The 24038-nt window shown below is 59.0% G+C and carries 20 protein-coding genes; 13 read left to right on the forward strand and 7 right to left on the reverse strand.

The window, feature by feature from the left end:
• The first annotated feature begins 30 nt into the window (after positions 1-30).
• Complete coding sequence (locus tag GXM19_RS00825; protein WP_040358340.1) at positions 31-1410, forward strand: serine/threonine protein kinase; 1380 nt, start codon at positions 31-33, stop codon at positions 1408-1410.
• A 37-nt stretch (positions 1411-1447) separates the two neighbouring features.
• Here GXM19_RS00825 and GXM19_RS00830 read toward each other — a convergent pair whose 3' ends face one another.
• The gene (locus GXM19_RS00830; RefSeq protein WP_006234328.1) at positions 1448-2581 is read right to left on the reverse strand and encodes a coiled-coil domain-containing protein; all 1134 of its coding nucleotides are present in this window, start codon (positions 2579-2581) and stop codon (positions 1448-1450) included.
• Positions 2582-2815: 234 nt separating this feature from the next.
• A complete protein-coding gene (locus tag GXM19_RS00835; RefSeq protein ID WP_006234327.1) occupies positions 2816-3448 on the reverse strand; it encodes an MOSC domain-containing protein in 633 nt (210 codons plus the stop codon).
• Positions 3449-3670: 222 nt separating this feature from the next.
• Here GXM19_RS00835 and GXM19_RS00840 point away from each other — a divergent pair, with 222 nt between their 5' ends.
• Together GXM19_RS00840 and GXM19_RS00845 are read left to right on the forward strand one after the other, a co-directional pair.
• Positions 3671-4927: a carboxylate--amine ligase gene (locus tag GXM19_RS00840; protein ID WP_006234326.1), complete on the forward strand. Its 1257-nt coding sequence runs from the start codon at positions 3671-3673 to the stop codon at positions 4925-4927.
• 84 nt (positions 4928-5011) lie between these two features.
• Positions 5012-5758: an aspartate/glutamate racemase family protein gene (locus GXM19_RS00845; RefSeq protein WP_040358337.1), complete on the forward strand. Its 747-nt coding sequence runs from the start codon at positions 5012-5014 to the stop codon at positions 5756-5758.
• A 125-nt stretch (positions 5759-5883) separates the two neighbouring features.
• Here the strand turns inward: GXM19_RS00845 and GXM19_RS00850 are convergent, their stop codons facing one another.
• From GXM19_RS00850 to GXM19_RS00870, 5 genes are all read right to left on the reverse strand, one after another.
• Positions 5884-6630 (reverse strand): energy-coupling factor transporter transmembrane component T family protein, encoded by a 747-nt coding sequence (locus tag GXM19_RS00850; RefSeq protein WP_022094111.1) that lies wholly within the window; start codon positions 6628-6630, stop codon positions 5884-5886.
• Positions 6623-8374, reverse strand: a complete 1752-nt coding sequence (locus tag GXM19_RS00855) for an ABC transporter ATP-binding protein (protein WP_006234322.1) — start codon at positions 8372-8374, stop codon at positions 6623-6625. The genes GXM19_RS00850 and GXM19_RS00855 overlap by 8 nt, the downstream gene beginning before the upstream one ends.
• Before the next feature lie 214 nt (positions 8375-8588).
• Complete coding sequence (locus tag GXM19_RS00860; protein ID WP_006234321.1) at positions 8589-9164, reverse strand: hypothetical protein; 576 nt, start codon at positions 9162-9164, stop codon at positions 8589-8591.
• A 401-nt stretch (positions 9165-9565) separates the two neighbouring features.
• Positions 9566-11494 carry a C69 family dipeptidase gene (locus GXM19_RS00865; RefSeq protein ID WP_006234319.1) on the reverse strand — a complete coding sequence of 643 codons (1929 nt, stop codon included), beginning with the start codon at positions 11492-11494 and terminating at the stop codon, positions 9566-9568.
• A gap of 408 nt (positions 11495-11902) precedes the next feature.
• Positions 11903-12820, reverse strand: coding sequence for a diacylglycerol/lipid kinase family protein (locus GXM19_RS00870; RefSeq protein ID WP_006234316.1), 918 nt, complete (start codon positions 12818-12820; stop codon positions 11903-11905).
• 98 nt (positions 12821-12918) lie between these two features.
• Here GXM19_RS00870 and rnd point away from each other — a divergent pair, with 98 nt between their 5' ends.
• The 10 genes from rnd (at position 12919) to GXM19_RS00920 (ending at position 23478) form a co-directional block, all read left to right on the forward strand.
• The gene (gene rnd, locus GXM19_RS00875; protein WP_006234315.1) at positions 12919-14052 is read left to right on the forward strand and encodes a ribonuclease D; all 1134 of its coding nucleotides are present in this window, start codon (positions 12919-12921) and stop codon (positions 14050-14052) included.
• A 238-nt stretch (positions 14053-14290) separates the two neighbouring features.
• A complete protein-coding gene (locus GXM19_RS00880) occupies positions 14291-14995 on the forward strand; it encodes a zinc metallopeptidase (protein WP_006234314.1) in 705 nt (234 codons plus the stop codon).
• Positions 14996-15110: 115 nt separating this feature from the next.
• Positions 15111-16562 (forward strand): exodeoxyribonuclease VII large subunit, encoded by a 1452-nt coding sequence (gene xseA, locus GXM19_RS00885; protein ID WP_040358332.1) that lies wholly within the window; start codon positions 15111-15113, stop codon positions 16560-16562.
• A gap of 41 nt (positions 16563-16603) precedes the next feature.
• The gene (gene xseB, locus GXM19_RS00890) at positions 16604-16870 is read left to right on the forward strand and encodes an exodeoxyribonuclease VII small subunit (RefSeq protein WP_006234311.1); all 267 of its coding nucleotides are present in this window, start codon (positions 16604-16606) and stop codon (positions 16868-16870) included.
• Positions 16871-16919: 49 nt separating this feature from the next.
• Positions 16920-17255 (forward strand): histidine triad nucleotide-binding protein, encoded by a 336-nt coding sequence (locus tag GXM19_RS00895; RefSeq protein WP_006234310.1) that lies wholly within the window; start codon positions 16920-16922, stop codon positions 17253-17255.
• 41 nt (positions 17256-17296) lie between these two features.
• A complete protein-coding gene (locus GXM19_RS00900; protein WP_006234309.1) occupies positions 17297-18187 on the forward strand; it encodes a LysR family transcriptional regulator in 891 nt (296 codons plus the stop codon).
• A 231-nt stretch (positions 18188-18418) separates the two neighbouring features.
• Positions 18419-19609 (forward strand): IS256 family transposase, encoded by a 1191-nt coding sequence (locus GXM19_RS00905; RefSeq protein ID WP_040358202.1) that lies wholly within the window; start codon positions 18419-18421, stop codon positions 19607-19609.
• Between the two features lie 67 nt (positions 19610-19676).
• Positions 19677-20837: an MFS transporter gene (locus tag GXM19_RS00910; RefSeq protein ID WP_006234307.1), complete on the forward strand. Its 1161-nt coding sequence runs from the start codon at positions 19677-19679 to the stop codon at positions 20835-20837.
• A gap of 120 nt (positions 20838-20957) precedes the next feature.
• Positions 20958-22136, forward strand: coding sequence for an acetate/propionate family kinase (locus GXM19_RS00915; RefSeq protein WP_006234305.1), 1179 nt, complete (start codon positions 20958-20960; stop codon positions 22134-22136).
• Between the two features lie 163 nt (positions 22137-22299).
• Positions 22300-23478: an acetate/propionate family kinase gene (locus tag GXM19_RS00920; RefSeq protein ID WP_006234303.1), complete on the forward strand. Its 1179-nt coding sequence runs from the start codon at positions 22300-22302 to the stop codon at positions 23476-23478.
• Positions 23479-24038: the final 560 nt, after the last annotated feature.

The following is a 24038-nucleotide window of genomic DNA, read 5'->3' on the forward strand; positions in this document are numbered from 1 at the left end:
GTGTCTGCGCCCTGCGCTATGATGGAGGCTATGGATACTCAGAGCCCAACATATTCCGATGACGAGCTGACCGCAGCGCTTGCCGAGCACCTGGCGTCGCTCGATCGCGACGACAGCTATCGCGTGGAGCGTGTACTTAAGCGCTCGTCCGTTGAAGCAACCGAGCTCGTGTACTTTGAAGGAACCGGCGGTGGTTCGCTCGGCCCCTTTGTCCGTAAACGCATCGATGCTTCGGCTCAAATCGGCGGGGCATACGAGCGTCTGTTTGCCGCTCAGCGGGCAGGCAGGCGTTTTGAGCACCTGCCCAGAATCGTCGATTGTCGTCGTGTGGGCGACGAGCTCAACGTGGTTATGGAATACATCGAAGGGGAGACGCTCGGGGCGCTGGTGGACCGTCTGGGAGCCACCCCCGATTATGCGCGTGAATTGTATCCTGCCCTATGCGATGCCGTGGGCGAGCTCCACGCCGGTTTTGCAATAGCGGGGGAGACGTCGGCGCCGGTGATCCATCGTGACCTCAAGCCGTCGAATATCATCGTGACAGGTGCCAACTATACGCCTGATGACGGCCTGACATTTTCATCGCTGGTGATTATCGACTTGGGGATCGCTCGCGTATGGCGCGACGGCGCCGATGCCGACACCGTCAAGTTTGGGACACGGCCCTATGCGCCGCCCGAGCAGTATGGGTTTGGGCAGACGAGCGTGCGAAGCGACGTCTACGCACTTGGCGCCCTGTTGTTCTTCTGCTTGACGGGAGTCGATCCTAAACCAGGGCTCGACCTGCGCGAGCAATGCGAGGCGCGTGGCATTCCCGCTCCACTTGCCGATGCCGTCTGCATGTCGATGGCGCTCGACCCGGCCAAGCGTTTTGCGAGTGCGGAAGCATTGGGACGGGCGACGCGCGCGGCATACGATCTAAGTCGCCCCGTGCGGCCTCTTGCGCCTGTGGCTGTCCGTACTCCGGCCTCGGAGACGGTGTTGACGCCCCAAGGGCTCCAGAACCCCGCGGGGCTTCCTAGGTCTGCCGCCTCCGCTGCATGCGGTCTGCTCTCTCGCGGTCCGGAGTCTTTGGGGCGCATTTGGAATACGCTCGTCTGTTTCTCGCTGCTCGTGTTCTTTGCCGGTAGTCACTTTGCCGTCTTTCATCCCACCGGAGCAACCCAAAGCTACCCGACGTGGCTTCTCATAATCGAGTATTTTTTCTTTGTCGATGGCCTTATGGTGCTTATGCATTTTGCGCTGCTCGATAAGCGCCGTCTTCGTCGGCGATTCGCATTGCTCGACAGCTATCGCGGCAAGAAGCTCGCGAAACTCTGGCTCAAGGCATTGGGTGTGCTGCTCCTATGCATGATCGTCATAGTTGCGGTTGCCAATGCGACCGGCGTCGTCGATACCTCCGCTACCTAAAAGAAAAGGGCCCCATTGGGGCCCTTTGCAGTTGCACTTAGATGCGGTTCATCTGAGCGGCGACTTTGTTGTACCAGTCCTGCCACGTGGGCGGGCAGTACTTTTTGGCTGCTGCCGGGGTAAGGGTGGAGCCGTAGTTGGCGCCCAGATAGGCAACGTGAGCGGAGATGCCCTCGCTCCAGCTGCCAAAGCTGCGCCAACCGCCGCCACGGGCACTCCAGCCCCAGGCGTTGTAAGAATTGGCGCAATAAGCGCCCTTGGTGCTCTCGATGCAGGCGATGGCGGGGGACCAACGGGGGTCGACACCGGTATTCCAAGCGGCGACGGCAAAGTTATAGCCCTGGCCTGCCATGGGGGAGCCGGCGAGATAATTGTCGATGCGGCTCGTCCACTCATTAATGAACGAATCGTAATCGGAGCTACCGGTATTGGCGTTGTTCACCGTGGTGTCGATGGTGGTGTTGGTGTTGGTGGCCTGGCTGCTGGAATTGCTGCCGCTTACGCCCTCGCCCGAGAGCTTCTCGGCGGCAGCGGCCTTATCGGCCTCAAGCTTGGCAAGCTCGGCGGCATTTTCCTGCTCGGCTTTTGCCTGTGCCTCGCTGCGGAGCTGCTGGGCCTGCGCCAGCGCATCCTCGGCGTTTTTCTGCTCTGCCTCAAGCTGAGACTTGGCTTGCTGGAGCTCGGCTTTGTTCTGCTCGAGTTCGGTTTGCATGTTATTGAGCTGCTCGATCTCGTCGACGCTCGAGCTCGTGATCTGGTTGGTGTATTTGCAGGTCGTGATGAACTCACCCAGGCTCTGCGCGTTGACCAGGAAGCTCACGATGGGATTGGTGCCCTTCTGATACTTGTACAGATCGCGCATGGCGGAGCTTGCCTTGGCCTGCTGCTCGGGAAGCTTAGCCTCGATTTCCTCGATGCTTGCCTCATTGGAGTCAATCTGCTTTTGCAGGTCATCGAGTTTGGTGCGGGCGTCGTTGTAGGCGCTCGTGGCGGCTTCGATCTTCTGCTGGGCTGCGGAAAGCTGGTCCTGCGTTGCCTGCGAGGCGGCATACGCCGCAACGGGGGAGAGCATCGGCGTGGCCGTCAGCGCAACGGCGAGCGCGGCGCTCGTGATGATACGAGCCGGCTTCGACGCAATGAGCGCTGCGGTGCGATGATTCGAATGCTGCATCCAGTCCCTCTGCAATCAATCGTAGGTTATGGTTCGAGGTGTATTCTACTACTGCTTTCGACCTCAACTTGAACCTTAAAGGTCCCAAAGGGTCAAGTTGAACTTGAGGCTTTGGCTTTGACCTGCAGTTATGATGAATTGTTGAGAAACCATAGAGTTCAACTTTAACGTTACGGCACCCTATTGCAACGGGATTCTTGGCTGTAAAAGCTACTTCAACGTGGGATTTTGCAACTACAGGGTTCCTTCGCGACGAGCCTGCTCCACCTCTTTGAGTGCGTCGGCGGGAGTGAAGGAACAGGTGCCATCGCCGAGCTTGACCACCTGTATGTCGTCGCCGGTATGGGCTTCTCCGCCTTGTAGCACCACGCCGAAAATGCCCTCGTGGGGAAAGATACAGTCGCCGGCGAGATAGTAGATGGCACAGCGGGTGTGGCAGACCTTGCCGATCTGACTGATTTCGACCAGGACATCGTTGCCAATCTTGAGCTGCGTTCCCAGGGGGAGCGAGAGCAGGTTGATGCCCTGGGTTGTGAAGTTCTCGCCAAAGTCGCCCTCGTGCACATCGAGCCCGCGCGCCTGCGCCGTCTGGATAGACTCTGCAGCTAAAAAGGAAACCTGGCGGTGCCAATGCCCGGCGTGCGCATCGGAGGCGAGGCCAAATTGCTCTATAACGGTGTCGTGTCCATCGGCGACGGGCGACTTGCGCGTGCCCTTGTGTGCCGACGTGTTGATCGAGACGATGCGGGCGGGTCCGTTGTAGGCGTCGTTTGCCGTGCACAGGGGAGCGGTCGCTTTCGCACGTTCCGCCAGCTCGCGCCTCGCGGCATTGAGGATGGGATTATCGGTCGGATGGTCTTGGGGCACGTGTGCGCCTTTCGCTCGAAGATGTCAATACGCTGAATCCTACAACAACGGTAGGTTCATTGCCCATTGTCATACAACGGTGGGCGCCGTCTTCGTGCTGGACGAATACGTCGATTGCCATAGATACGGTGGAGCTTTGGGCGCCGGCGGCTTGGCACGCTAGAATAAATCAGTTGCGCAAAGACCGCCCGTTGTGTGGGCAGTTCATGATAGGAAGTTTCCATGGCATTGCAATTTACAGAGCGCGAGTTCATTCCCGTGCTGCTTGGTGGCGACATCAACGCCTATTCGGTGGCGCGCGCCTTCTACGAGGAGTACCAGGTCAAGAGTCTGGTCTTTGGCAAGTATCAGACGGGTCCCGCGTACCGCAGCCAGATTATCGACTACACGCCCAACGTGGATATCGACACCATGCCCGTGATGCTCAAAACCGTCAACGGCATTGCCCAAGCGCATGCCGACAAGACTATTGTCCTTGTGGGCTGTGGCGACAACTATGTCGCTCTCGTGGCTCAAGCCAAGGATGCTCATGAGCTGGCGGATAACATCGTCGCTCCCTACGCGCCCTACAGCATGCTCGAGCAGTGCCAGAAGAAGGAGATCTTCTACGAGCTGTGCGAGAAGCATGGCGTGCCCTATCCGCACACGTTTACCTTTACCAAGGCGATGCTCAATGCCCAGGGTGAGGCGCCTGCCGAAGTGCTCGACCAGATCGATTTTCCTTACCCGATGATTCTGAAGCCTTCTGACGGCATCATGTGGTGGCAGCATGAGTTCGAGGGCCAGAAGAAGGCCTATGAGATTGCCGACCGCGCCGAGCTGGAACAGGTCATTCGCGATTCGTATGCCAGCGGCTACACCGACGACCTGATCTTGCAGGATCGCGTGCCCGGCAACGACGAGTACATGCGCGTGCTCACCAGCTATTCCGACCGCAACGGCAAGGTCCGCATGATGTGCCTGGGTCACGTGCTGCTCGAGGAGCATCAGCCCCACGGTGTCGGCAACCATGCCTGTATCATTACCGAGCCCAATGACGAGCTCATGGGCGGCGTGCGCAAGCTGCTCGAGGACCTGAACTTTGTAGGTTATTCCAACTTTGACGTTAAGTACGACGAGCGCGACGGCTCGTTTAAGTTCTTCGATTTCAACACGCGCCAGGGCCGCAGCAACTACTACGTTACCAACAGCGGCTTTAACGTTGCCAAGTATGTGGTGGACGAGTATGTGTTCGACCGCCCGTTTGAGCCGGAGTTTGTGACGGCACAGGACGAGGCGCTGTGGATGGTCGTTCCCATGGGCGTCGTCGACAAGTACGTCAAGGATCCCGAGCTGCGCGCTAAGGTGCATCGCCTGGACAAGGAAGGCAAGGGCGCCGACCCTTCGTTTATGAAGGGCGACTTTGTCTTTAATCGCTGGCTGCGCATGTGGCACACCAAGCTGCGCCACTTTAAGCTGTTCAAGACGTATTACAAGTAGATGAGCGCGGCGCCCGTCCGGTTTGCTTCGGGCGGGCGCGGGTATGATACGCGCAATTGCGCAAGCGTCACCAAGGAGGCGGCGATGGAAAAGCTGGGAGTTATCGGCGGTATGGGCGCCGAGGCCACGTCGTATTACTACGACCAGGTGGTGCGTCATACGGCTGCTGCCTGCGATCAGGAACATATCGACATGGTGGTGCTCTCCAAGTCGACCATGCCCGACCGCACGTTGGCCATTAAGACCGGCGAGCATGCCAAGCTGCTGGCGACCATGAAAGAGTGCGCCCAGGCACTCGAGTCGCTGGGCTGTGCGCACATTGCCATTCCCTGCAACACGTCGCACTACTTCTACGACCAGATCCAGTCGTTTACGAAGGTGCCGATTATCCACATGCCGCGTGAGTCGGTGCGCTATGCTCTGGCCGGTGCGGTGATGGGGGAGTGCGAGTTCGATCCCAACCTGAGTATGCCGGCCGAGCCGGTGCACAAGATTGGCATTATGGGAACCGATGGCACCGTGGGCGCGGGCGTCTACGGCCGCGAATGTAAGGCTGCGGGTGTTGAGGTTGTCTATCCCAGCGAGAAACGTCAGAACGATGTGATGTCGCTTATCTACGATGATGTGAAGGCCGGGCGTGAGCCCGATATGGATAAGTTCGACCGTGTGATGTGGGAGTTTGCCCGTAGCGGCTGCGACCGCGTCATTCTGGCCTGCACCGAGCTCTCGGTGCTGCAAAAGTACCGAGAGATGCCCGAGATCACCCTCGACGCCATGGATGTCCTGGTGCGCGAATCCATCATCCGCAGCGGCGCTCCCTACCGCCTCTAGCTTCCGACCTGTCAAAAAGGGACAGGTTAATTTTGGTAGGTTTTATCTGGTGAAACAGTAAAGGCCTCGGCTCGTTTGGTGCGAGCCGAGGCCTTTTGCGTTGGGTGGTTGCTGCCGGTGGTGAACTAGAACAGGAAGCCGATGGCGATGAGGGCGATGCTGACGATGAGTACGGCGATGTCCAGGCCCTTGATGGGGTAGCGCTTGTACGAGCTGGCGCGCGTACGCAGATAGAAGCCGCGCTGTTCTGCCGCCAAGGCTGTGGCATCGGTCTTGCCCACGCTCGAGATGAGCAGTGGCACACACAGTGGCAGCATGAGCTTAAGCTTCTTGATGGGGTTCTTGGTGTCGTACTCGACGCCGCGCGCGGTCTGCGCTTCCATGATGGCGTTCATCTCCTGACCAAACACCGGCACAAAGCGCAGCGCCGTGGTAAAGGTGAAGGCATAGCGATACGGCACGTGCAGCACCTCGACGCAGGCGTTGGCAAGGTCGTTGAGCTTGGTCACCATGAGCATGAGGATGAGCGGTAACGCCACACCCAGCAGGCGCAGACAGGCCTTCGATCCCGTGATGAGACCCGTGTCGGTGATAAAGCCCCACACCACGTTGCCATCGCGCATAAAGGCCAGCTGGAGCACCAGCATGATAAGCGCGAGCGGAATCAGCAACTTGAGCAGCGAGAACAGACGGTCGACGACGCCGGCATAGGCACCCAGCGCAAGGGTGAGTGCCAAAAAGCCCAGCAGCGCCACGTAGGTGTCGGACAAGAAGATGCCGACGATGATGGCGGCGGCGAGGCCCAGTTTGACGACGGGATTCAGGCGATGCAGCAGCGTATCGCCCGGCATATAGTCGATGACGTTAACCACGGCGGACCATCTCCTTGGTAATGCGAACGATATCGGTGACCTCGCTCACCTGCGCAAAAGCGGGGGAGACGGAGGATGCCAAGCGGCGCGAGAGTTCAATGACCTGGGGCGGCTCCACGTAGGCACGCTGCATGAGCTCAATATTCGAGAACAGCTCGTGCGTGCGTCCGCGGTCGAGGATACGGCCGTCGGCCATCACAACAATACGTTCGGCAAAGTCGGAAACGACTTCCATATCGTGGCAGACCATGATTACGGCGCAGCCGCGCTCGGCCATGGTGCGTACCGTTTCCATGACGGTCATGCACTCACGGTAGTCAAGGCCGCTCGTGGGTTCGTCGAGTACTACGATCTTGGGCTCTACGACCACGACGGAGGCGAGCGCCACCATTTGTCGCTGGCCGCGCGAAAGCGAGAAGGGCGCCTCGTCGGCGGGCAGGCCAAAGCGGTCGATGACGAGCTGAGCACGACGCAGGGCCTCGGCGCGGTCGATGCCGGCAAGCTCCAGTCCAAAAGCGACCTCGTCGAGCACGGTATCCTTGCAGATCTGGCGGTCGGGGTTTTGGAAGAGCGTTGCGACCTCGCGGGCGATGCGACTTGTGGGGACCGCGGCGGTGTCCAGGCCCGTAACGCGCACGCTGCCCGAGGCAGGCTTAAGCAGGCCCGTGAGCAGTTTGGTGAGCGTGGTCTTGCCGGCGCCGTTTTGGCCGACGATGCCCACGAGCTCGCCAGGATAGAGCGTAAGGCTAAGGTCGTGGACGGCAGCGCCGCCGTTGGGGTAGGCAAACTCAACGTGATCGAAGGTGAGCACGGGTTCGGCGTCCTTGGCATGAGGGCGCAACGACGGTGCGTGCGGTGAGCCGGCGGGTGCCTGAATGTCGCTGCTTGCGTGTGCGGGGTCGACAATGCCCGAAATCAGGCGCTCGGCCTCATCGACATCCAAGCAAGGGGTACCGCTTACCAGGCCATCGGCCTCGAGGCTATTGAAGATACGCGTGACGCGAGGGCAGTCGACGCCGATGGCACAGAGCTCGTCGGTATGCGCGAAGACCTCGTGTGGTTCGCCCTGCAGCGCGATTTCGCCATGGTTGAGCACGAGCACGCGGTTGCAGTACTCCGAGAGCAGGGCGACCTTTTGCTCAACGACGACGATGGTGATTCCAAGTGTGCGGTTTGCCTCACGCAGCGTCTCGAAGACCAACGTGGAGCTGGCGGGGTCGAGTGCCGCGGTGGGCTCGTCGAGAACCAAGACGCGCGGACGCATGGCGAGGATGGCGGCGATGGCTACCTTTTGCTTCTGTCCGCCCGAAAGGGTGGCGATCTCGCGGTCGCGCAGGTCGCTGATGCCGACGGTCTCGAGCGTTTCGCTCACGCGCTGCTCGATCTGGTCGTGGGGAACGCCAAAGTTCTCGAGGCCAAAGAGCATCTCGTCCTCAACGACCGAGGCGACCATCTGCGTGTCGATATCCTGCAGCACGCTGCCGACGATTTGCGACACGTCGGTGAGCGAGGCTTCGCAGGTGTCGTGGCCGTCAACCATGACGGACCCAAAGAACGTGCCGGTGTAGTGGTGGGGCACGGCACCCGACAGGCAGGCGGCAAGCGTGGACTTGCCGGCGCCCGAGGGCCCGATGATGCCGATGAAATCTCCCTTGTTCACGCTGAGCGAGATGTGGCTGAGCGCCTGCTCGGTCTGCGTGCCATAGGAGAACGAGACATCGTCGACGTTGATGATCGTTTCCATGGATACCTTTCATAGTCATTGGGGACGTTCTTTAATGACTAGTCGTTTAAGAACGTCCCCAAAAGCTAGTCGTTTGGGACAGTCTTTGGTGGTGAAGCACGGAGACGGCTTTACGAGGGGCCCCAGGTTGGCGCAAGAAAGAGGAGCGAAGCGTACTTGGGTACGCGAGCGACGAATGAACGCCAAGATGGGGTGGCTCGTAAAGCCGAGCGGGTTAGTTGAGCCTAAGAGCCTTCTGGATGGGCAGGTAGAGGGCGCCGACCAGAATGGCGTTAAAGACGGCGGTCATGGCAACGACGGGCAGCATGGCGGCGGCGAGCTCGCCTACCACGCCGAGCATGGCCATCTTGATGACCATGAAGATGACGCCGGAGACAAAGGTGGTCAGGAAGGTTGCAACAATGGCGATGGCGGGCTTGACCTGACCGTTCTTGCCGGCGGCGTTGACGATGCCGGCCATGAGCATGGCGGCGATGCCCTCGGCGGCAAAATCGACGAACGGCGAAGTGGTGGTGATCTGGATCACGGCAGCCGAGATGAGGCCAATGACGAGCGCCTGACCGATGTTGGGGCGAACGACCAGAATGGTGAGGCAGAAGGCCGAGATGATGAACTCGGGGCTGATCATACCGCCCGAAATGCTCGAGACTGCCTTGCCGACGGTGAAGTTGAGGATGAAGCCGGCGGCGAGCAGGATGGCGAGCAGGACGAGGGCACGGACATCGAGTTTGCCGCGGTCGGCGGTCTGGACGGTGCGGGGCTGGGCGGTGGCGGTGGTGTTCTGAGACATGGTGAAAATCCTTTCAAAAAGGGGAGTGTAAGAGAAAAACGGAGGCGCGTGATGCGAATGCGATCGGGCTCGAGATAGAAAAAGGCCCCCGGTCGAAACCGGAGGCCTTCCAATCACCTAGAGCGCAAAAGCAGGCGTGAGGGACTCACTGTCGACCGATCGTATTCGCATCACGCCACCACCAGTTGTTGAGAGACTTCATCGTGTTCTTCATGTCGGTGGCTCCTTTCATGGTGCCGTGGCGCGGTCGCACCTTGTTGCTGTTGCGCTGCACTATAGCACAGCAAAGTGTGTGCGGGGAAATCTTTTTTAAAAAGATTTCAGGCGGGTTTCCCGCCGGTCAAAAGAGCGGGCTGAGCGGGCGAGGCTGCCATTGCTGCCTTGTCCGCTCAGCTAAGACGTTACCCCTTATTGCGACGGTAGAGGAAGTAACCGCCCGCGGAGATGACGGCAACGCCAGCGATGGCGAATGCGGCCACCATGCGGCCATCAAAACGATCACCGGTGGTGGGCAGGCCGCCCTTGGTGTTCGTCTTGTTGGTGGTTACCGTGGTCGTGGTGTCCGACTTGCCAGGCTTCTCGGGCTTGGTGGTGGGCTGCTCGGGCTTAGCGGGCTGCTCGGGGGTACCGGGCTGCTCGGGAGTACCAGGCTGATCCGGGGTTACCGGGTCGGTGGCAAGAGCGTCCTTGGCGTAGGTGATGGACACCTTGAGGCCGTTGGTCTCGGTGTTCAGGTCGCTCGGGGTGAAGGGCTGGTCGAAGTTTTCGGCCTTCTGATAGGCGCGCATCTCCTGGAGCAGGGCCTTGCACTTCTTGTAGGTGTTCTCGGTGGCAGCCTTGCCGGCCTTGTTGGCCAGGGCAGTACGGCCCTCGGTGGTCGTCTCGGCCAGCATGGCGGCGTCAACTTCCTTGTTCTGCTCGATGAGCTCATTCTGGAGGGCGTCAAGATAGGCATGGACGCCAGCACCGAGGGTGGCACGATTCTCGAAGGCAAGCGAGCTGATGTCCATAAAGACGTAGTTGATGGAGTTCTCAGGCTCTTCGTTGTTTACGACGTCTGTTTCATCGCAGTGGTCGAAAGATACGGTCTGGTCGCTGAAGTAGGGGCTGACCTCGGTCATCAGGGCGGAGTACAGCGGGATGGCGATGGAGAATTCAGCTCGAGAGAGCATCTCCCATTGGATGGTCGCAATTTCAGGGTTGAGGCCGTTGCGAATCTGGAAGAGATGGGCCTCACCGTTGCGCTCGGTGCCGATGCAATAGGCACCATCGGTGTTGGCGCTGAGGCCGGGAACGTTTTCGCCACGATTGCCAAAGGCGCGAATAAGTTCAAAAGTATTCCAACCGGACTTTTCGGGTTGGAAGAACAGCGGCTGCATTTCATTTACCATGGCGCCAACCTTAGCGCGCGGTTTTTCGCTAGTGTCCTGGACGATTTCATAGTCGGTGCCCTCAGTAAGCGGAGCCCCAAGGTAATCGCGGCCCTGGACGTAGCGCGACCAAGCGTGAACGGAAGTTTTGTCGATGGGCGAACCGTAGGTCTGGGCAACATCGAACTGTCCGTCGTCGAAATACTTGGCGAAACCCTTTTCTTCAGGTAGGGACTTAATGCCTTCGGAGTGAATGCAGTTTACGGTGTCATCGAGGTTAACCTTGAAGTTGAGATTGCTGATATTGGGATTGAGCGACGCGATATCATCGGTCGACTTCATGGCAATCCACTGATGGCCGGAAAGCGCGGCGAACAGCCAGGTCTCATTGTTGTCGGCAATAATGAGCTGGTCGTTGGCGTTGGCGCCCTGTTCGTTAATGAGCCTGCCGATGAGCTCGACTCCCTCGCGGGCCGTGCCGCTCTCGCCAAGGATGACGCCGGCGTAGACGTATTCGCTGATGCCTGTTTTGGTCAGGGGATCTGCGGCCTTTGCTTCGTCATTCATGCTCGTGCTCAGCGTGGCAGAGCAAGAAACGCCCTTCTCGTTAATTCCCGCTTCGGAGTAGGCGTCCCAGCGTCCGTGCCACTGCGAAGGGTGGTCACGCACGTAGCTATAACGATATGTGGTCTTGGTCGAGGTGTATGCGAAGTCGGACTCGTCTGAGCCGTAGATATGGCCGGGACCATGCGAGGGTTCAATGCCATAGTGCTTGAGGTAACGTGTGCCAACGTCCTCGGTGCGGCCATAATACGTATTGCCATCGGCCGTTAGGTTTTTGCCCATGTAGATCTGCGTGCAGGCGAGCGCAGAGGTCGGCATGGACATGATGGTTGCAGCTCCAAAGGCGAGGCCTATGCCTAACTTCTTGAGCGCGTTGACGGGGTGAGTTTTCCTCATTTTCCCTCCCAGCGTGCGAAAGCCCTCTGTCGCCAGAGGGCTTCAGCCAATAAAGACACTCCCTTAGCGTAACGAATCGGAAACAATATTCATCTATGAAAAATACTTACTCGATAAGCGTAATGAAATATACGATGAGCGGTTAATTATACTCAGTCTGTAGCTTTAGCCAAATAAAGACGCCCTGCAATTACTGTATCTGGATAAAGCGTCTGGAAATACCGAAATGAAAAATCCCCCGCTGTTTGGCAAATGCATAAACAGCGGGGGAGATGATAATCGGATGAATATCATACCAATGTGGAATTACTTCTTCCGGCGGTGGATCACGTTGATCGCATAGCCGACGAGCATGGCCAAAACGATGACGATAAAGCCGAGCAGGGGATTGTCGTTCATGAGGTCCTCCTATTTTCCGAGCGGTGAGAATTCGTCGACGATGAGGTCGAGGCATTGCGGAAGTGCGCGGGCACCAAAGACGCCCGAGTTGCTGGAGATGATCTCGCCATCGAACTGCATGCCCAGCGACGGGGTGCAGGTGATCTTGGCTTCCTTGGTCTGGATGATCTTGAACTGCGGGCGCCCGAGTACCTTGCCGGCGGGGTCAAGCGCAGCGGTGATCACGGTAGGCAGCAGCTGCACGGTGCGCACGGGTTCGATGACCGCAATGTCGACCATGCCATCGTTCATGCGGCAGTCGGGGAACAGGTTGATGTCGTTTTGGATGACCGAGGTGTTGCCGGCCATGCAGCAGATGCCGTCGAGCTCCTCGACAATGCCGTCATGCTCAATCGTAAAGTGCGCTACCGTAGGGTTGGGCGTGGCGAGCGCAGAGAGGAAGTAGGCGATCTCGCCGATGTCGTTTTTGGTGGGGGCGGCCTTCATCATGATCTCGGCGTCGAAGCCCGAGCCGGCGATGATGATGAAGCCGTGGCGCTTCTCGTTGCCGTTCTCGTCGAGCCAAAAGAGCTCGCCCATGTCGACTTTGACCGTGCGACCGGCACGGCAGGCCTTGGCGAGCGCCGCCGCCTCGGGGGCATTGCCGATGTTGTTGAAGAACAGGCAGGCCGTACCGGAGGGGAAGACGAGCGTGGGGACACCGCATCCGCGCATCTGGTCGAGCACGTTGGAGACAGTGCCGTCGCCGCCCGAAACGACCACGCGGTCAAACTCGCGCACGTCTGCCACGGCGTCCTCGGGTTCCATGCCATCGCCGATAAAGCGCATCACGACCTCGTCGCCGCCCTGTGCAAGGGCGTGCGTGAATGCGAAGATTTCATCTGAGCTGGGGCCCGATGCCGGGTTGTGGATGATAAGGCAGCGCATACTTACGTTCCCGTTCTGTGACTAACCGAGTATAGTTGTAAGGCAATGCCGATATCCTACCCGTGTTTTTCGGGCCTAACCTTATTCGATGGGTTGATATGTACATTTCCACACATCAGGCTCTACTCGACTTTTGCCAGCGCGCCCGTGAGTTCGACGCGATTGCCGTCGATACCGAGTTTTTGCGCGAGCGCACGTTCCATCCGCGTCTATGTTTGGTTCAGATTGCCACCCCTGCTGAGAGCGTCGCGGTCGATCCCCTGGTAATCGACGACCTATCGCCGCTGGCCGAGCTTATGGCCGACGAGAGCGTGACCAAGGTCTTCCACGCGTGCTCGCAGGATATGGAGGTCATGCTCCATACCGTGGGCGTGCTGCCACGACCGATTTTTGACACGCAGGTGGCCGCCGCCTTTTTGGGCGAGCGCCAGCAGATTTCGTATGGCGCGCTTGTTCAGACGTTCTGCGGTGTATCGCTGCCCAAGACCGAGTCGCTGACTGACTGGTCGCGCCGCCCGCTGACCGATAAGCAGATTGAGTATGCGATCGACGACGTCAAGTACCTGATCGTCGCCTATACCGAGATGATGAGCCGTCTGCGCGAGCTGGGCCGTGTGGACTGGGTGCTCGACGAGTTGCGCCCGCTGGCTGACGAGTCGCACTATCGCGCCGATCGCCACGAGGCGTTCCGCAAGGTCAAACGCATCAATTCGTGTAGCCGTCACCAGTTGGGCATCGCGCGCGAGCTCGCCGCTTGGCGCGAGGATCGCGCCGAGCGCCGTAACATCCCGCGCAAGTGGGTCATGTCCGACGACACGCTGCTTGCGCTCGTTAAGCGCAATCCCGTGCGCGTTGAGGAGTTCCGTAGCATTCGCGGTACCGATCAGTTGGGGGAGCGCGACGTGGACGGTGCGCTCATGGCCATCAAGCGCGGCGCGAGCTGCCCGCACGATCGCCTGCCGCTCATGGTGCGCGGGCACCGTCAGATTTCGCCGGAGTTGGAGAGCGTGACGGACCTGATGTATGCGCTCATTCGCCTAGTTGCCGAGCGCTCGGGCGTGGCGACCTCGGTCATTGCCTCGCGCGATGACCTGGCCGACTACATTGAGCATCCCGAGCAGAGCCCCCTGCGCGAAGGCTGGCGCTTTGAGCTCGTGGGTTCGCGTCTAGACGATCTGCTTTCCGGCAATATGGGACTCACCGTGAAGGACGGCAAAATCGAATTGCTGTAGGTATATAGTTACGCGGTTTTACCAAACCGCGTAACAGCTCGACGCTGCAAACGGCCGAGAGCGGCAATCTGACGTTCAATCGTCGCTCGCGTACCAAAGTACGCGTCGCTTCTCTTTCACGTCACCTTGCTCGCTCTCGGCCGTTTTCGCTGACATTGCCAAAACATTGATGTTGATTTGCTGGTCAGTCGAATGGGTAAAATGCCTCCAACGTGTAACTCGATTCGGAGGAATTCGCATGCCTTATTACTATGGATACGGCTTTGGCATCGACCCGCTGTACCTGCTGGTTGTTCTTGTCTGCACGGTGCTTGGCCTTGCCGCACAGAACTATATCAACTCGACGTACAAAACCTGGTCCAAGGTTCGCTCGGACGGCGATACGGGTGCCACAGTCGCTCGCCGCATGCTCGATGCCAACGGTTGTAGCGCCGTGGGTATCAAGGGTGTCGCTGGCGAGCTCACCGACCATTACAACCCGCAGGACAACAACCTGTATCTGTCGGATGCCAACCGTTCGGGCGGTTCGGTCGCAAGCGTTGCCGTCGCCTGCCACGAGGCGGGCCATGCCGCCCAGCGTCAAAGCGGCTATGCCATGATGAAAGTGCGTACCGCCCTCGTGCCGGTCGTCAACTTTACCCAGAACACCTGGACCATCGTGTTACTCTTGGGCCTGTTTATGAACATTGCCGGGCTCACGACCCTCGCGTTGATCTTCTTCTCGTTTAGTGTGCTGTTCCAACTCGTTACGTTGCCTGTCGAGATTGACGCCAGCCGACGTGCTGTGGCGTACATCGAGCAGTCGGGCATGAGCTCCAAGCAGGTCAACGGCGCCAAGAAGGTACTGACGGCAGCCGCGCTTACCTATGTGGCCGCAGCGCTCACTTCGATTATTCAGCTGCTCTACCTTATGGCTCGCTACAACAGAAACTCCAACCGATAACAAATTGGGTCACTGGGCGCCGCGGGGATTCGTGTCCCCGCGGCGCTGTACTATGTGTTGGACTTAATTTCGCACGGGGCCGGAGCCTCTGTGCTCGATAACGAAAGGAGGCTGCGTGGCAGGCTGGAACCTAACCGGCAATGCTGTTTCCGCCGAGTTTGACGGCTCGGACGATCAGGAGCGCAAGGAGCTCAGCGTGAGCCAGGCGGTGGAGATCGCCGCCGGTGCGCTCGATGCCATTCCGCAGCTGAGCGTTCTGGGCGAGGTCACAGGTTTTCGTGGTCCTAACGCCCGAAGCGGTCACTGCTATTTCCAGATCAAGGACGATTCGGCCGCCGTTGACTGCATCATTTGGAAGGGCGCCTATCTCAAGCGCACGTTCGATCTGCGCGACGGCATGCAGGTGAGCTTTAAGGGCAGCTTCAATCTCTATAAGGCCACGGGCCGCATGAGCTTTGTCGCTCGCTCGTTTTCGCTGGCGGGGGAGGGTTTGCTGCGTCAACAAGTGGCGCAACTGGCCGAAAAGCTACGCCGCGAGGGCCTGATGGACGAAGCGCGCAAGCGCCGCATCCCGGTGTTCTGCTCCCGCGTGGCGGTCGTCACCTCGCTTTCGGGCGCCGTAATCGACGACGTCAAGCGCACGTTGCGTCGTCGCAACCCTCTCGTCGAGCTCGTCTGCGTGGGCGCCAAGGTCCAGGGCGAGGGCGCACCGGCAGAGCTAATCGAGGGGCTGCACCGTGCCGCCGCCATTACGCCGGCGCCGGATTGCATTTTGCTGGTGCGCGGCGGCGGCTCCTTTGAGGACCTCATGACCTTCAACGACGAGGAGCTTGCCCGCGCGGTGGCGGCTTGTCCTGTGCCCGTGGTGACCGGCATTGGCCATGAGCCCGATACCTCGATTTGCGATATGGTGAGCGACCGTCGCGCCTCCACGCCAACGGCAGCGGCGGAATCGGTGGCACCGGCTATGACGGAGTTGGCCGACGTGCTCGAGACGCGCCATCAGCGTCTGGGCGCCGCGATGGCTTCGATGATCGGGTCGGATCAGGTCGATCTGGAAATGCTCGACCAGCGCGGTCGTCGTGCCTGGGACACCTATACGGCTCGTCTGGGCGACGCGCTCGATGCGGCCGCGTGCCGCCCGTGCCTCAACGACCCCACATTTATGGTCGAGCGCCGCGAGTCTGAGCTTGCCCTGACGGCCGATCGTCTGTCCGGCGCCATAACGCGTTCGGTTGGGGCCTTCCGCTCCAACTTCGAGCGTCTGCCCGAGCGCTTGGTCGCAAGCACTTCAGGGCTCGATGGTAAACGCCATGCGCTCACGCTTGCGAGTTCCCGCCTGGAGCATCAGGGGCGCACGATGCTCAGCAAACCTGCGTCCGATCTGGGCCGAGCTGCCGCGTCGCTCGATGCCCTGTCGCCGCTCAAGGTGCTTGCCCGTGGCTATTCCATCGCGTACAGCGATGATGGGGTGGCTACGAGTGCCAAGACCTTTAAGCCCGGCGACGCCATTCGCGTGCGCATGGCAGACGGCAACGTGGCGGCAACGGTCGATACAGTCGAGTAGTCCGCGTTTCATAGCGAAAACCTTTAGGAAAGGAAACAGATATGGCAGAGAAGACCCCGGTCGAGCAGCTTACGTACAAGCAGGCCTCGCAGGAACTGGAGCTCATCATCCGCAGCTTGGAGTCGGGCGATATGGAGCTCGAGGAGTCGCTCGAGAGCTATACCCGCGGCGTTGAGCTTCTAAAAAGCCTGCGCACCCGCCTGTCCGATGCCGAGCAGAAGGTCTCGGTGCTCCTTAAGGATGTCGACGGCAACGACGTGCTCGCCGACGGCGAGGCCGCCAACACCGACGACAACCTCTCGTTCTAACCATCCCGACCAAATATAATTACCTTGGTCTGTGAGAAAGGAACCAACCATGTGTGATTGCATCTTCTGCAAAATTGCCAACCACGAGATCCCCTCGACCGTTGTCTATGAGGACGATCAGGTCATCGCGTTCGACGACCTCAACCCCCAGGCGCCGGTCCACACGCTCGTGATCCCCAAGAAGCACTACAGCGACATCGCCGACAACGTGCCTGCCGAGACCATGGGCGCCATGGCTCACGCCATCCAGGAGGTCGCCAAGGCCAAGGGCCTAGAGGACGGTTTCCGCGTCATTTCCAACAAGGGCGTCAATGCCGGTCAGACCGTCATGCACTTCCACATGCACATCCTCGGCGGCAAGAACCTGGGCGAGAACCTCATCTGAGGGCGCGTAGCCCGTCGACTTGGCTGCCTTTGGAGTAACCTATGCAGCTTTCTCAACTCGAATACCTTCAAGCGGTAGCGAACCATGGCGGCGTGCGCAAAGCAGCTCGCGCGGTTCATGTGAGTCCGCAGGCCGTTTCGTCGGCAATCAAAAAGTTGGAATCTGAGTATCAGATTGTTTTGCTCGACCGATCGGCGGGGGAGGCTGTTTTGTCTCCGGCGGGCAGAGAATTTGCGCGTCGTGCACGCGTGATCCTGGCACAAGTCGACGATCTCAAAAAGTACGCCCAATCGAGGGACGACGGCGTTTCGCCCGACGGCCACTTCCGTCTTTACGCCCCCTGCCTTCATGGGCGGGGGCGTCTTTTTGCCGAAAACTGGTATGACTCGTTTGAAAGCTCGCACCCTCAGATTCACCTTGATGTTTGGCATCAGCCAACGGCCACATGCTTTGAATCACTTGTGCTTGGCATTTCGGATGCGGCCATCTCATTTGAGGAACCAAGGGATAGTGTCCTTTCTTCGAAATACTTGGGTGAAAAGGAGCTCAAGGTTCTTTCATGCCCAGCTGGTCATCAATCTGTTGACGCTATGACCATTCGTGAGTTACTGGGCGGCAGGCTCGCTGTTCCCATTAATTTGTCACCCTGTCTCAATGCAATCAATCAATGCCCTGAAGCCCAGCTCGTCAATTTTCGCTTCCGCGACGTCGAATACGGAAACAGAGCGCAGGCTGAGTTTCTTCAAGCCGGGGGATTGATATTGGGTTTTTCTGGCTCTTCTCTCGCATCAGATGGGTCGGAAGTGAGCGAGTACTCTATTGAAGGTTCGCATGACGTAGCCTTGCCCATCTACTTTTGCTATCGACAAAATGCCTGGACCGATCGACACCAGACGGTATTTCTTCACCTATTGCGTCATCTTGCTTCGTGAGGCCATTTGGCCTCGTGTCGTCAAGTGAATGTTGACGCCTTGTAACACATGACTGACGGCTTTGCCCTCATGCTTTTCCAAGATTCCGATTTAGATTGTTGACTCTTGGAGGGCGGGGTGACGCATAATTTCTTTCGCAAATTGACAACCGCATAGCGGAACACGGCCCGCGCCCCGTCATATGATTTCTAGCGACTAAACAACAAATCACCGACGAAGGGGGCACGGGCCGTGTCTGCGAACATCGTATCAGTCGACGAGGAGTCGCTGCGCAACGACATAAAGAATCTGGTGAGGAAGACCGTCGAGGAGACGCTCAACGCACTGCTCGACGAGGAGGCGTCCGAGCTCGTCGGGGCCGAGCGCTACGAGAGGACGGCGGGCCGGGAGGCCTACCGCAGCGGCCACTACACGAGGAGGCTCGTCACGGGCGCCGGGGAAGTCGAGCTCAGCGTGCCGAAGCTCCGCGGGGCGACCTTCCAGACGGCCGTCATCGAGCGCTACCGCAGGCGCGAGACCTCGGTCGAGGAGGCCATCGTCGAGATGTACCTGGCGGGCGTCTCCACCAGGAGGATCGAGGACGTCTCCGAGCTCCTGTGGGGAGCGCCGGTGTCCTCCGGCACCGTCTCCAACCTCAACGAGAGGGCCTTCGCGTCCATCGAGACATGGCGGCAGAGGCCGCTCGAGGGCGGCTACCCCTACGTCTTCGTCGACGGTATCTACCTCAAGCGCAGCTGGGGAGGGTCCTACGAGAACGTGGCCGTGCTGGTCGCCATCGGCGTCAACTCCGCCGGCGACCGGGAGGTCATCGGCTGCTCCGAGGGGTACACCGAGTCCGCGGAGTCCTGGCGCGAATTCTTCTCCTGGCTCAAGGGACGCGGGCTCTCCGGCGTACGGCTCGTCACCGGCGACAAGTGCGCGGGGATGCTCGGTGCGCTCGAGGAGGTGTTCCCCGGGGCCCGCTACCAGCGCTGCACGGTGCATTTCTACCGCAACGTGCTGGGAAGGGTTCCCGTGACCAGGCGGAAGGCCGCGGCGCGCATGCTGAAGGCGATCCACGCGCAGGAATCGCGCGAGGCATGCGCCAGAAAAGCCGAGGAGGTGGCGGAGGAGCTGGAATCGATGAGGCTCGGGGCGGCCGCGAGGACGGTGCGCGACGGGTTCGCCGAGACGCTTGCCTACACGGAATTCCCACCGGAGCACTGGCGCCGGATCAGGACGAACAACGGGATCGAGCGCATCAACCGCGAGATCAGGAGGAGGACGAGGGTCGTCGGGACCTTCCCAGACGGCAATTCGGCTCTGATGTTGGTGACGGCGAGGCTGAAGTACATAGTGGAGCACGAGTGGGGCAAGAGGAGGTACTTGGACATGTCGAAGCTGGAGGAGATGGACGAGCTGAGGGGAAAGGCGGAGGGCTAGAAGAGGACGGGGCCGGAGACGGCTAAATCAATTTGCGAAAGAATCTTGACGGTACCGAGGGCGGAGCATGAAAAACCGTACGGTTTTGCTTTATATGACGTTTGTTTTTCTGTCGAACTTCAGCACCATTTTGTATTTTCTGACGGTTTACCTTGAATTCGTCGGATTCTCGATGGTGGCGATTTCTAGCATGATGATTGCATATCAAGTGAGCAAGTTCATCCTTGAAGTTCCCACTGGCTATATTGCCGATAGGTTTGGACGAAAGACAAGTGGTCTCGTTGGCGTCGTGGGGATGCTTGGATACTACGCCGCCCTGCTTCTCGTCCGTTCTCCTCTGCTTTTAATCGGCGCGTTTGCTCTCAAAGGTTTTGCCGCTGCATGTATGAGCGGGTCCATGGAAGCGATTTACATTGACAGCGTCTCTCTGGACCAGCTCGTAAGGCTTAATGTCGTTGAGCGATTTGTTTTCTATGCCTCTTATGCCCTCTCCGCTTGTGTGGGCGGTTTCATTTCGTCCGCTGGCGCGTATCTCATTGGTCTTTTGGCAGATATCATCGCAATGGTGTTGACGTTGGTTGTCGTTGTCTGCATTCCTGAGATGCGAAGAGGGGACACTACAGCGACACCTAAGCGTGGAATTAGCCCGAAGATGATCGGTGCCGCTATTGCGCGTAACGGCATTCTTCGTTCAGCGTTCATCATGGACTGCTCTCAGGCATTTGCTTTTGTCGCCCTGGAAGACTTTTTCTCACTGTTGCTTGCGGGTCGCGGAATGAATGCCGTCGCTTCGGGTGTGATCATTGCGGTCCAGCTTCTTGCCTCGGCCTCCATGGGGCTTATTGTGCCCAGTGTGATTGCTCATGTCGACAAGGGCCGTTTTGCGCGTATTTGCGGCATCGTGCGCCTTTCCCTGGCTGCTCTGTTTTTGATTCCCTTTACTCCGGTCTATTTGCTGCCCGTGTTCTATGTACTGCAGACGGTCGCGTACTCGTTATTTGCTCCAATTAAATACTCAATTTTTCAAAATGCTGTCGATTCTTCGATGCGCTGTTCACTGATTTCGGTCCAAAGCCAGATGGTGGCGGTGGGTGCCATCCTTTTCTATCTGTTCAATGCTGCGTTGAGCAGCATCGCGGGCATTCGAGTCGTATTGCTTGTTGCGCTCGGGATTTCTTCCCTGGTGTATATCCCCGCGCTATTTCGTCTTACAAGTCAAAGGCCATGAGTATTTAGGCACCGATAACTTATATATCAACGCAATAAACCCGAGCGCGAGGGCGTTTGGGTTTATTATTGAAGCGTATGTAACCTGGCGGCGCCACACCGCCTGTTAGTAGGGAGACACATGAACGTTCTGGTCGTCAACGCGGGATCTTCGACCCTTAAGTATCAGGTCATCGACACCAAGTCCCATAAGGTGTCCGCAAAGGGCTCCTGCGAGCGCGTCTGCTTTACCGGTGGTACCTTCACCCATGCTGCCAATGGCTCCAAGAAGGTGACCGAGAACATCGAGTTCCCCGACCACAAGGTCGCCATCGAGGTCGTCCTGAAGGACCTTGAGGCCAACGGCGTCAAGATCGAGGGCATCGGCCACCGTATCGTTCAGGGCGGTTGGTACTTTGGTGATTCCTCCCTCGTCGACGAGGACGTCCTCGCCAAGATTCGCGAGGTCGCCCCGCTGGCGCCGCTGCACAACAACCCCGAGGCCAACGTTATCGAGTACTGCCTGGAGCAGTATCCCGATCTGCCCAACGTCACGGTCTACGACACCGCTTTCCACTTCAACATGCCCGAGGTCGCCAAGACCTACGCCCTTCCCAAGGATGTTTGCGACAAGCTGCACATCCGTAAGTACGGCGCCCACGGCACCAGCTATCGCTACATCTCCAAGAAGGTCGCCGAGATGACCAACGGCGAGGCCCGCAAGGTCGTCGTGTGCCATATCGGCTCCGGCGCTTCCCTGTGCGCCATCGAGGACGGCAAGTGCATGGACACCACCATGGGCTTGACGCCGCTCGACGGCGTCATGATGGGCACCCGCTGCGGCTCCATCGACCCGGCTACCGTGTGCTACCTGCAGCGCGAGGGTGGCTACACCTTCGACGAGGTCGACGAGATGATGAACAAGAAGTCTGGCCTTTTGGCTGTGACCGGTGGCAAGACCAACGACTGCCGCAACGTTGAGGAGCTCGCCGCTGCTGGTGACCCCGAGGCTCAGCTCGCCTTCGATATGTTCGTCTACAAGATTGCCGCTAAGGCCGCCGAGATGGCCACCTCCATGTGCGGCATGGACACCCTGGTCTTTACCGCCGGCATCGGCGAGCACGCTCCGGCCGTTCGCGCTGGCGTGGCCGATCGTCTGGCCTTTATGGGCGTCAAGATGGATCACGCCCGTAATGCCCTGCGTGGCGACGGCGCTTGGTGCCTGTCCGCCAAGGATTCCAAGGTCAAGATTTTCGTCATCCCTACGGACGAGGAGTTCATGATCGCTTCCGACGTCGAGCGCATCGTCAACGGCAAGTAATTGCAAGAGGGGAGGGGCTGGACGACCGAGCGCCGTTCGGCCCCTCTTTTGCGCTCGTTGGGCGATATGCTGATAGCTATTTATCAAGATATGATAACTTCTTATTAAAATGCGGCCGCCTTAAGAGGTCTGCGTCGACCGTATTGCACTGCAAAGGAGTCTCATGAACGTACTTGTTGTCAACGCCGGCAGCTCAAGCCTTAAATATCAGCTTTTGGATACCGATACCCGAGAGGTTTTCGCCAAGGGCAACTGCGAACGTATCGGTTCGGACATGGGCATCTTTGGCCACTCCGAGAACGGTGGCGCCAAGCAGACCGAGGAGGTCCCTTTCCCCGATCATCGCTCTGCTATCGCTCGCGTGCTCGAGGAGCTCGAGAAGACCGACTTTACGATTGATGGCATTGGGCATCGCATCGTTCAGGGCGGCTGGCACTTCGATGATTCCGCGGTCGTCGACGATGAGGTCATGGCTGAGATCCTTGAGGTGGCCCCGCTCGCTCCGCTGCACAATTACGGCGAGGCCGCGGCAATCGAATATTGCCGCGAGAAGTATCCGGAGCTGCCCAACGTGGCCGTCTTTGACACCTCGTTCCACATGACCATGCCCGAGGTCGCCTATACCTACGCGCTGCCCAAGGACGTGTGCGACAAGTACCACGTGCGCAAGTACGGCGCTCACGGCACGAGCCACCGCTATGAGTGGATGATGGCCAAGGAGATCCTGGGTTCGCGCTGCCACCGTCTGCTTTCGTGCCATTTGGGTAACGGTGCTTCGCTTGCTGCTATCGAGGACGGCGTGTGCCGCGACACCACGATGGGCCTCACGCCGCTTGACGGTCTGATGATGGGCACCCGCTGCGGTTCCATTGACCCGGCTACCGTATGCTACCTGCAGCGCGAGGGCGGTTACAGCTACCAGGAAGTCGACGACATGATGAACAAGCAGTCCGGCCTGCTTGCCATCTCGGGCATCTCCAACGACGCCCGCGACATCCGTACACGCGCCTCCGAGGGCGACGAGCGCTGCCTGCTCGCCTTCGATATGTTCGCCTACAAGGCCATGCAGCAGGCTGGCTCCATGATCGCTTCCATGGCGGGCGTGGACACCATCACCTTTACCGCCGGCATCGGCGAGAACGACTGGTCGATCCGCAAGGCCTTCTGCGACTGCTTTGAGTGGCTGGGCGTACGCATCGACAACAATAAGAACCGCGAGGCCGTGGGCAACGGCCCGCAGGTCATCAGCGCCGCCGGTTCCGCCGTCACTGTCATGGTCATCCCCACCGACGAGGAATACATGATCGCCCACGACGTCGAGCGTCTGACCAAGAACAACTAACGTGCGCATTTGCAAGTAAACGAAAGGCCTCCAGAGCAGCAGCTCCGGAGGCCTTTTTGCTAGCAGGCGGACGGCGGAAACCCCATCCCATTTCGAGCGCAAATACTGGGACACGCTTTCCGGTTGAGGCACGTTGCGGAAAGTGCGACCCACAATAAAGCAAAATTCCGTCCCAAAGTTTCCCAAACAGGCCCCAAGCGGAAGCCACATCCCACAATCCGCCTCCAAACTGGGATGTAGTTTCCGGCACAACAACCGCCGAAGCCCATCGGCCTTTCAATCTCCAAAGTGATCATCATCAGCAACGCCTGTGCTCCCAGCAACGGCACCCATCCATTCAGATTTTCAGCTCCAGCTCGTAGCCAAGCCGCCGTCCACTCCAGATGCCCCGATTGCCACGTGGCGGCAGGGACCCTACAGGGTAAAGCTCTGAAAACTTTCCGCACTGATATTTTCTGTATTGAAGACGTCGATGGTGCACCCGTATACCATTGACGTCGACACCATCAGATGCGGACCGCGCGGTGACCCCACATTCCGCTGGCGCCCATGGGGCTGCC

The sequence above is a fragment of the Collinsella aerofaciens ATCC 25986 genome, assembly GCF_010509075.1.
GTDB classification, from domain to species: domain Bacteria; phylum Actinomycetota; class Coriobacteriia; order Coriobacteriales; family Coriobacteriaceae; genus Collinsella; species Collinsella aerofaciens.

Coding starts and splice junctions, on each gene's coding strand:
- GXM19_RS00860 (WP_006234321.1), bottom strand. CDS start 9,164: ATGTCTCAGAACACCACCGCCACCGCCCAGCCCCGCACCGTCCAGACC.
- GXM19_RS00870 (WP_006234316.1), bottom strand. CDS start 12,820: ATGCGCTGCCTTATCATCCACAACCCGGCATCGGGCCCCAGCTCAGAT.
- GXM19_RS00825 (WP_040358340.1), top strand. CDS start 31: ATGGATACTCAGAGCCCAACATATTCCGATGACGAGCTGACCGCAGCG.
- GXM19_RS00900 (WP_006234309.1), top strand. CDS start 17,297: ATGCAGCTTTCTCAACTCGAATACCTTCAAGCGGTAGCGAACCATGGC.
- GXM19_RS00910 (WP_006234307.1), top strand. CDS start 19,677: ATGAAAAACCGTACGGTTTTGCTTTATATGACGTTTGTTTTTCTGTCG.
- rnd (WP_006234315.1), top strand. CDS start 12,919: ATGTACATTTCCACACATCAGGCTCTACTCGACTTTTGCCAGCGCGCC.
- GXM19_RS00845 (WP_040358337.1), top strand. CDS start 5,012: ATGGAAAAGCTGGGAGTTATCGGCGGTATGGGCGCCGAGGCCACGTCG.
- GXM19_RS00830 (WP_006234328.1), bottom strand. CDS start 2,581: ATGCAGCATTCGAATCATCGCACCGCAGCGCTCATTGCGTCGAAGCCG.
- xseB (WP_006234311.1), top strand. CDS start 16,604: ATGGCAGAGAAGACCCCGGTCGAGCAGCTTACGTACAAGCAGGCCTCG.
- GXM19_RS00865 (WP_006234319.1), bottom strand. CDS start 11,494: ATGAGGAAAACTCACCCCGTCAACGCGCTCAAGAAGTTAGGCATAGGC.
- GXM19_RS00855 (WP_006234322.1), bottom strand. CDS start 8,374: ATGGAAACGATCATCAACGTCGACGATGTCTCGTTCTCCTATGGCACG.
- GXM19_RS00895 (WP_006234310.1), top strand. CDS start 16,920: ATGTGTGATTGCATCTTCTGCAAAATTGCCAACCACGAGATCCCCTCG.
- GXM19_RS00920 (WP_006234303.1), top strand. CDS start 22,300: ATGAACGTACTTGTTGTCAACGCCGGCAGCTCAAGCCTTAAATATCAG.
- GXM19_RS00840 (WP_006234326.1), top strand. CDS start 3,671: ATGGCATTGCAATTTACAGAGCGCGAGTTCATTCCCGTGCTGCTTGGT.
- GXM19_RS00915 (WP_006234305.1), top strand. CDS start 20,958: ATGAACGTTCTGGTCGTCAACGCGGGATCTTCGACCCTTAAGTATCAG.
- GXM19_RS00880 (WP_006234314.1), top strand. CDS start 14,291: ATGCCTTATTACTATGGATACGGCTTTGGCATCGACCCGCTGTACCTG.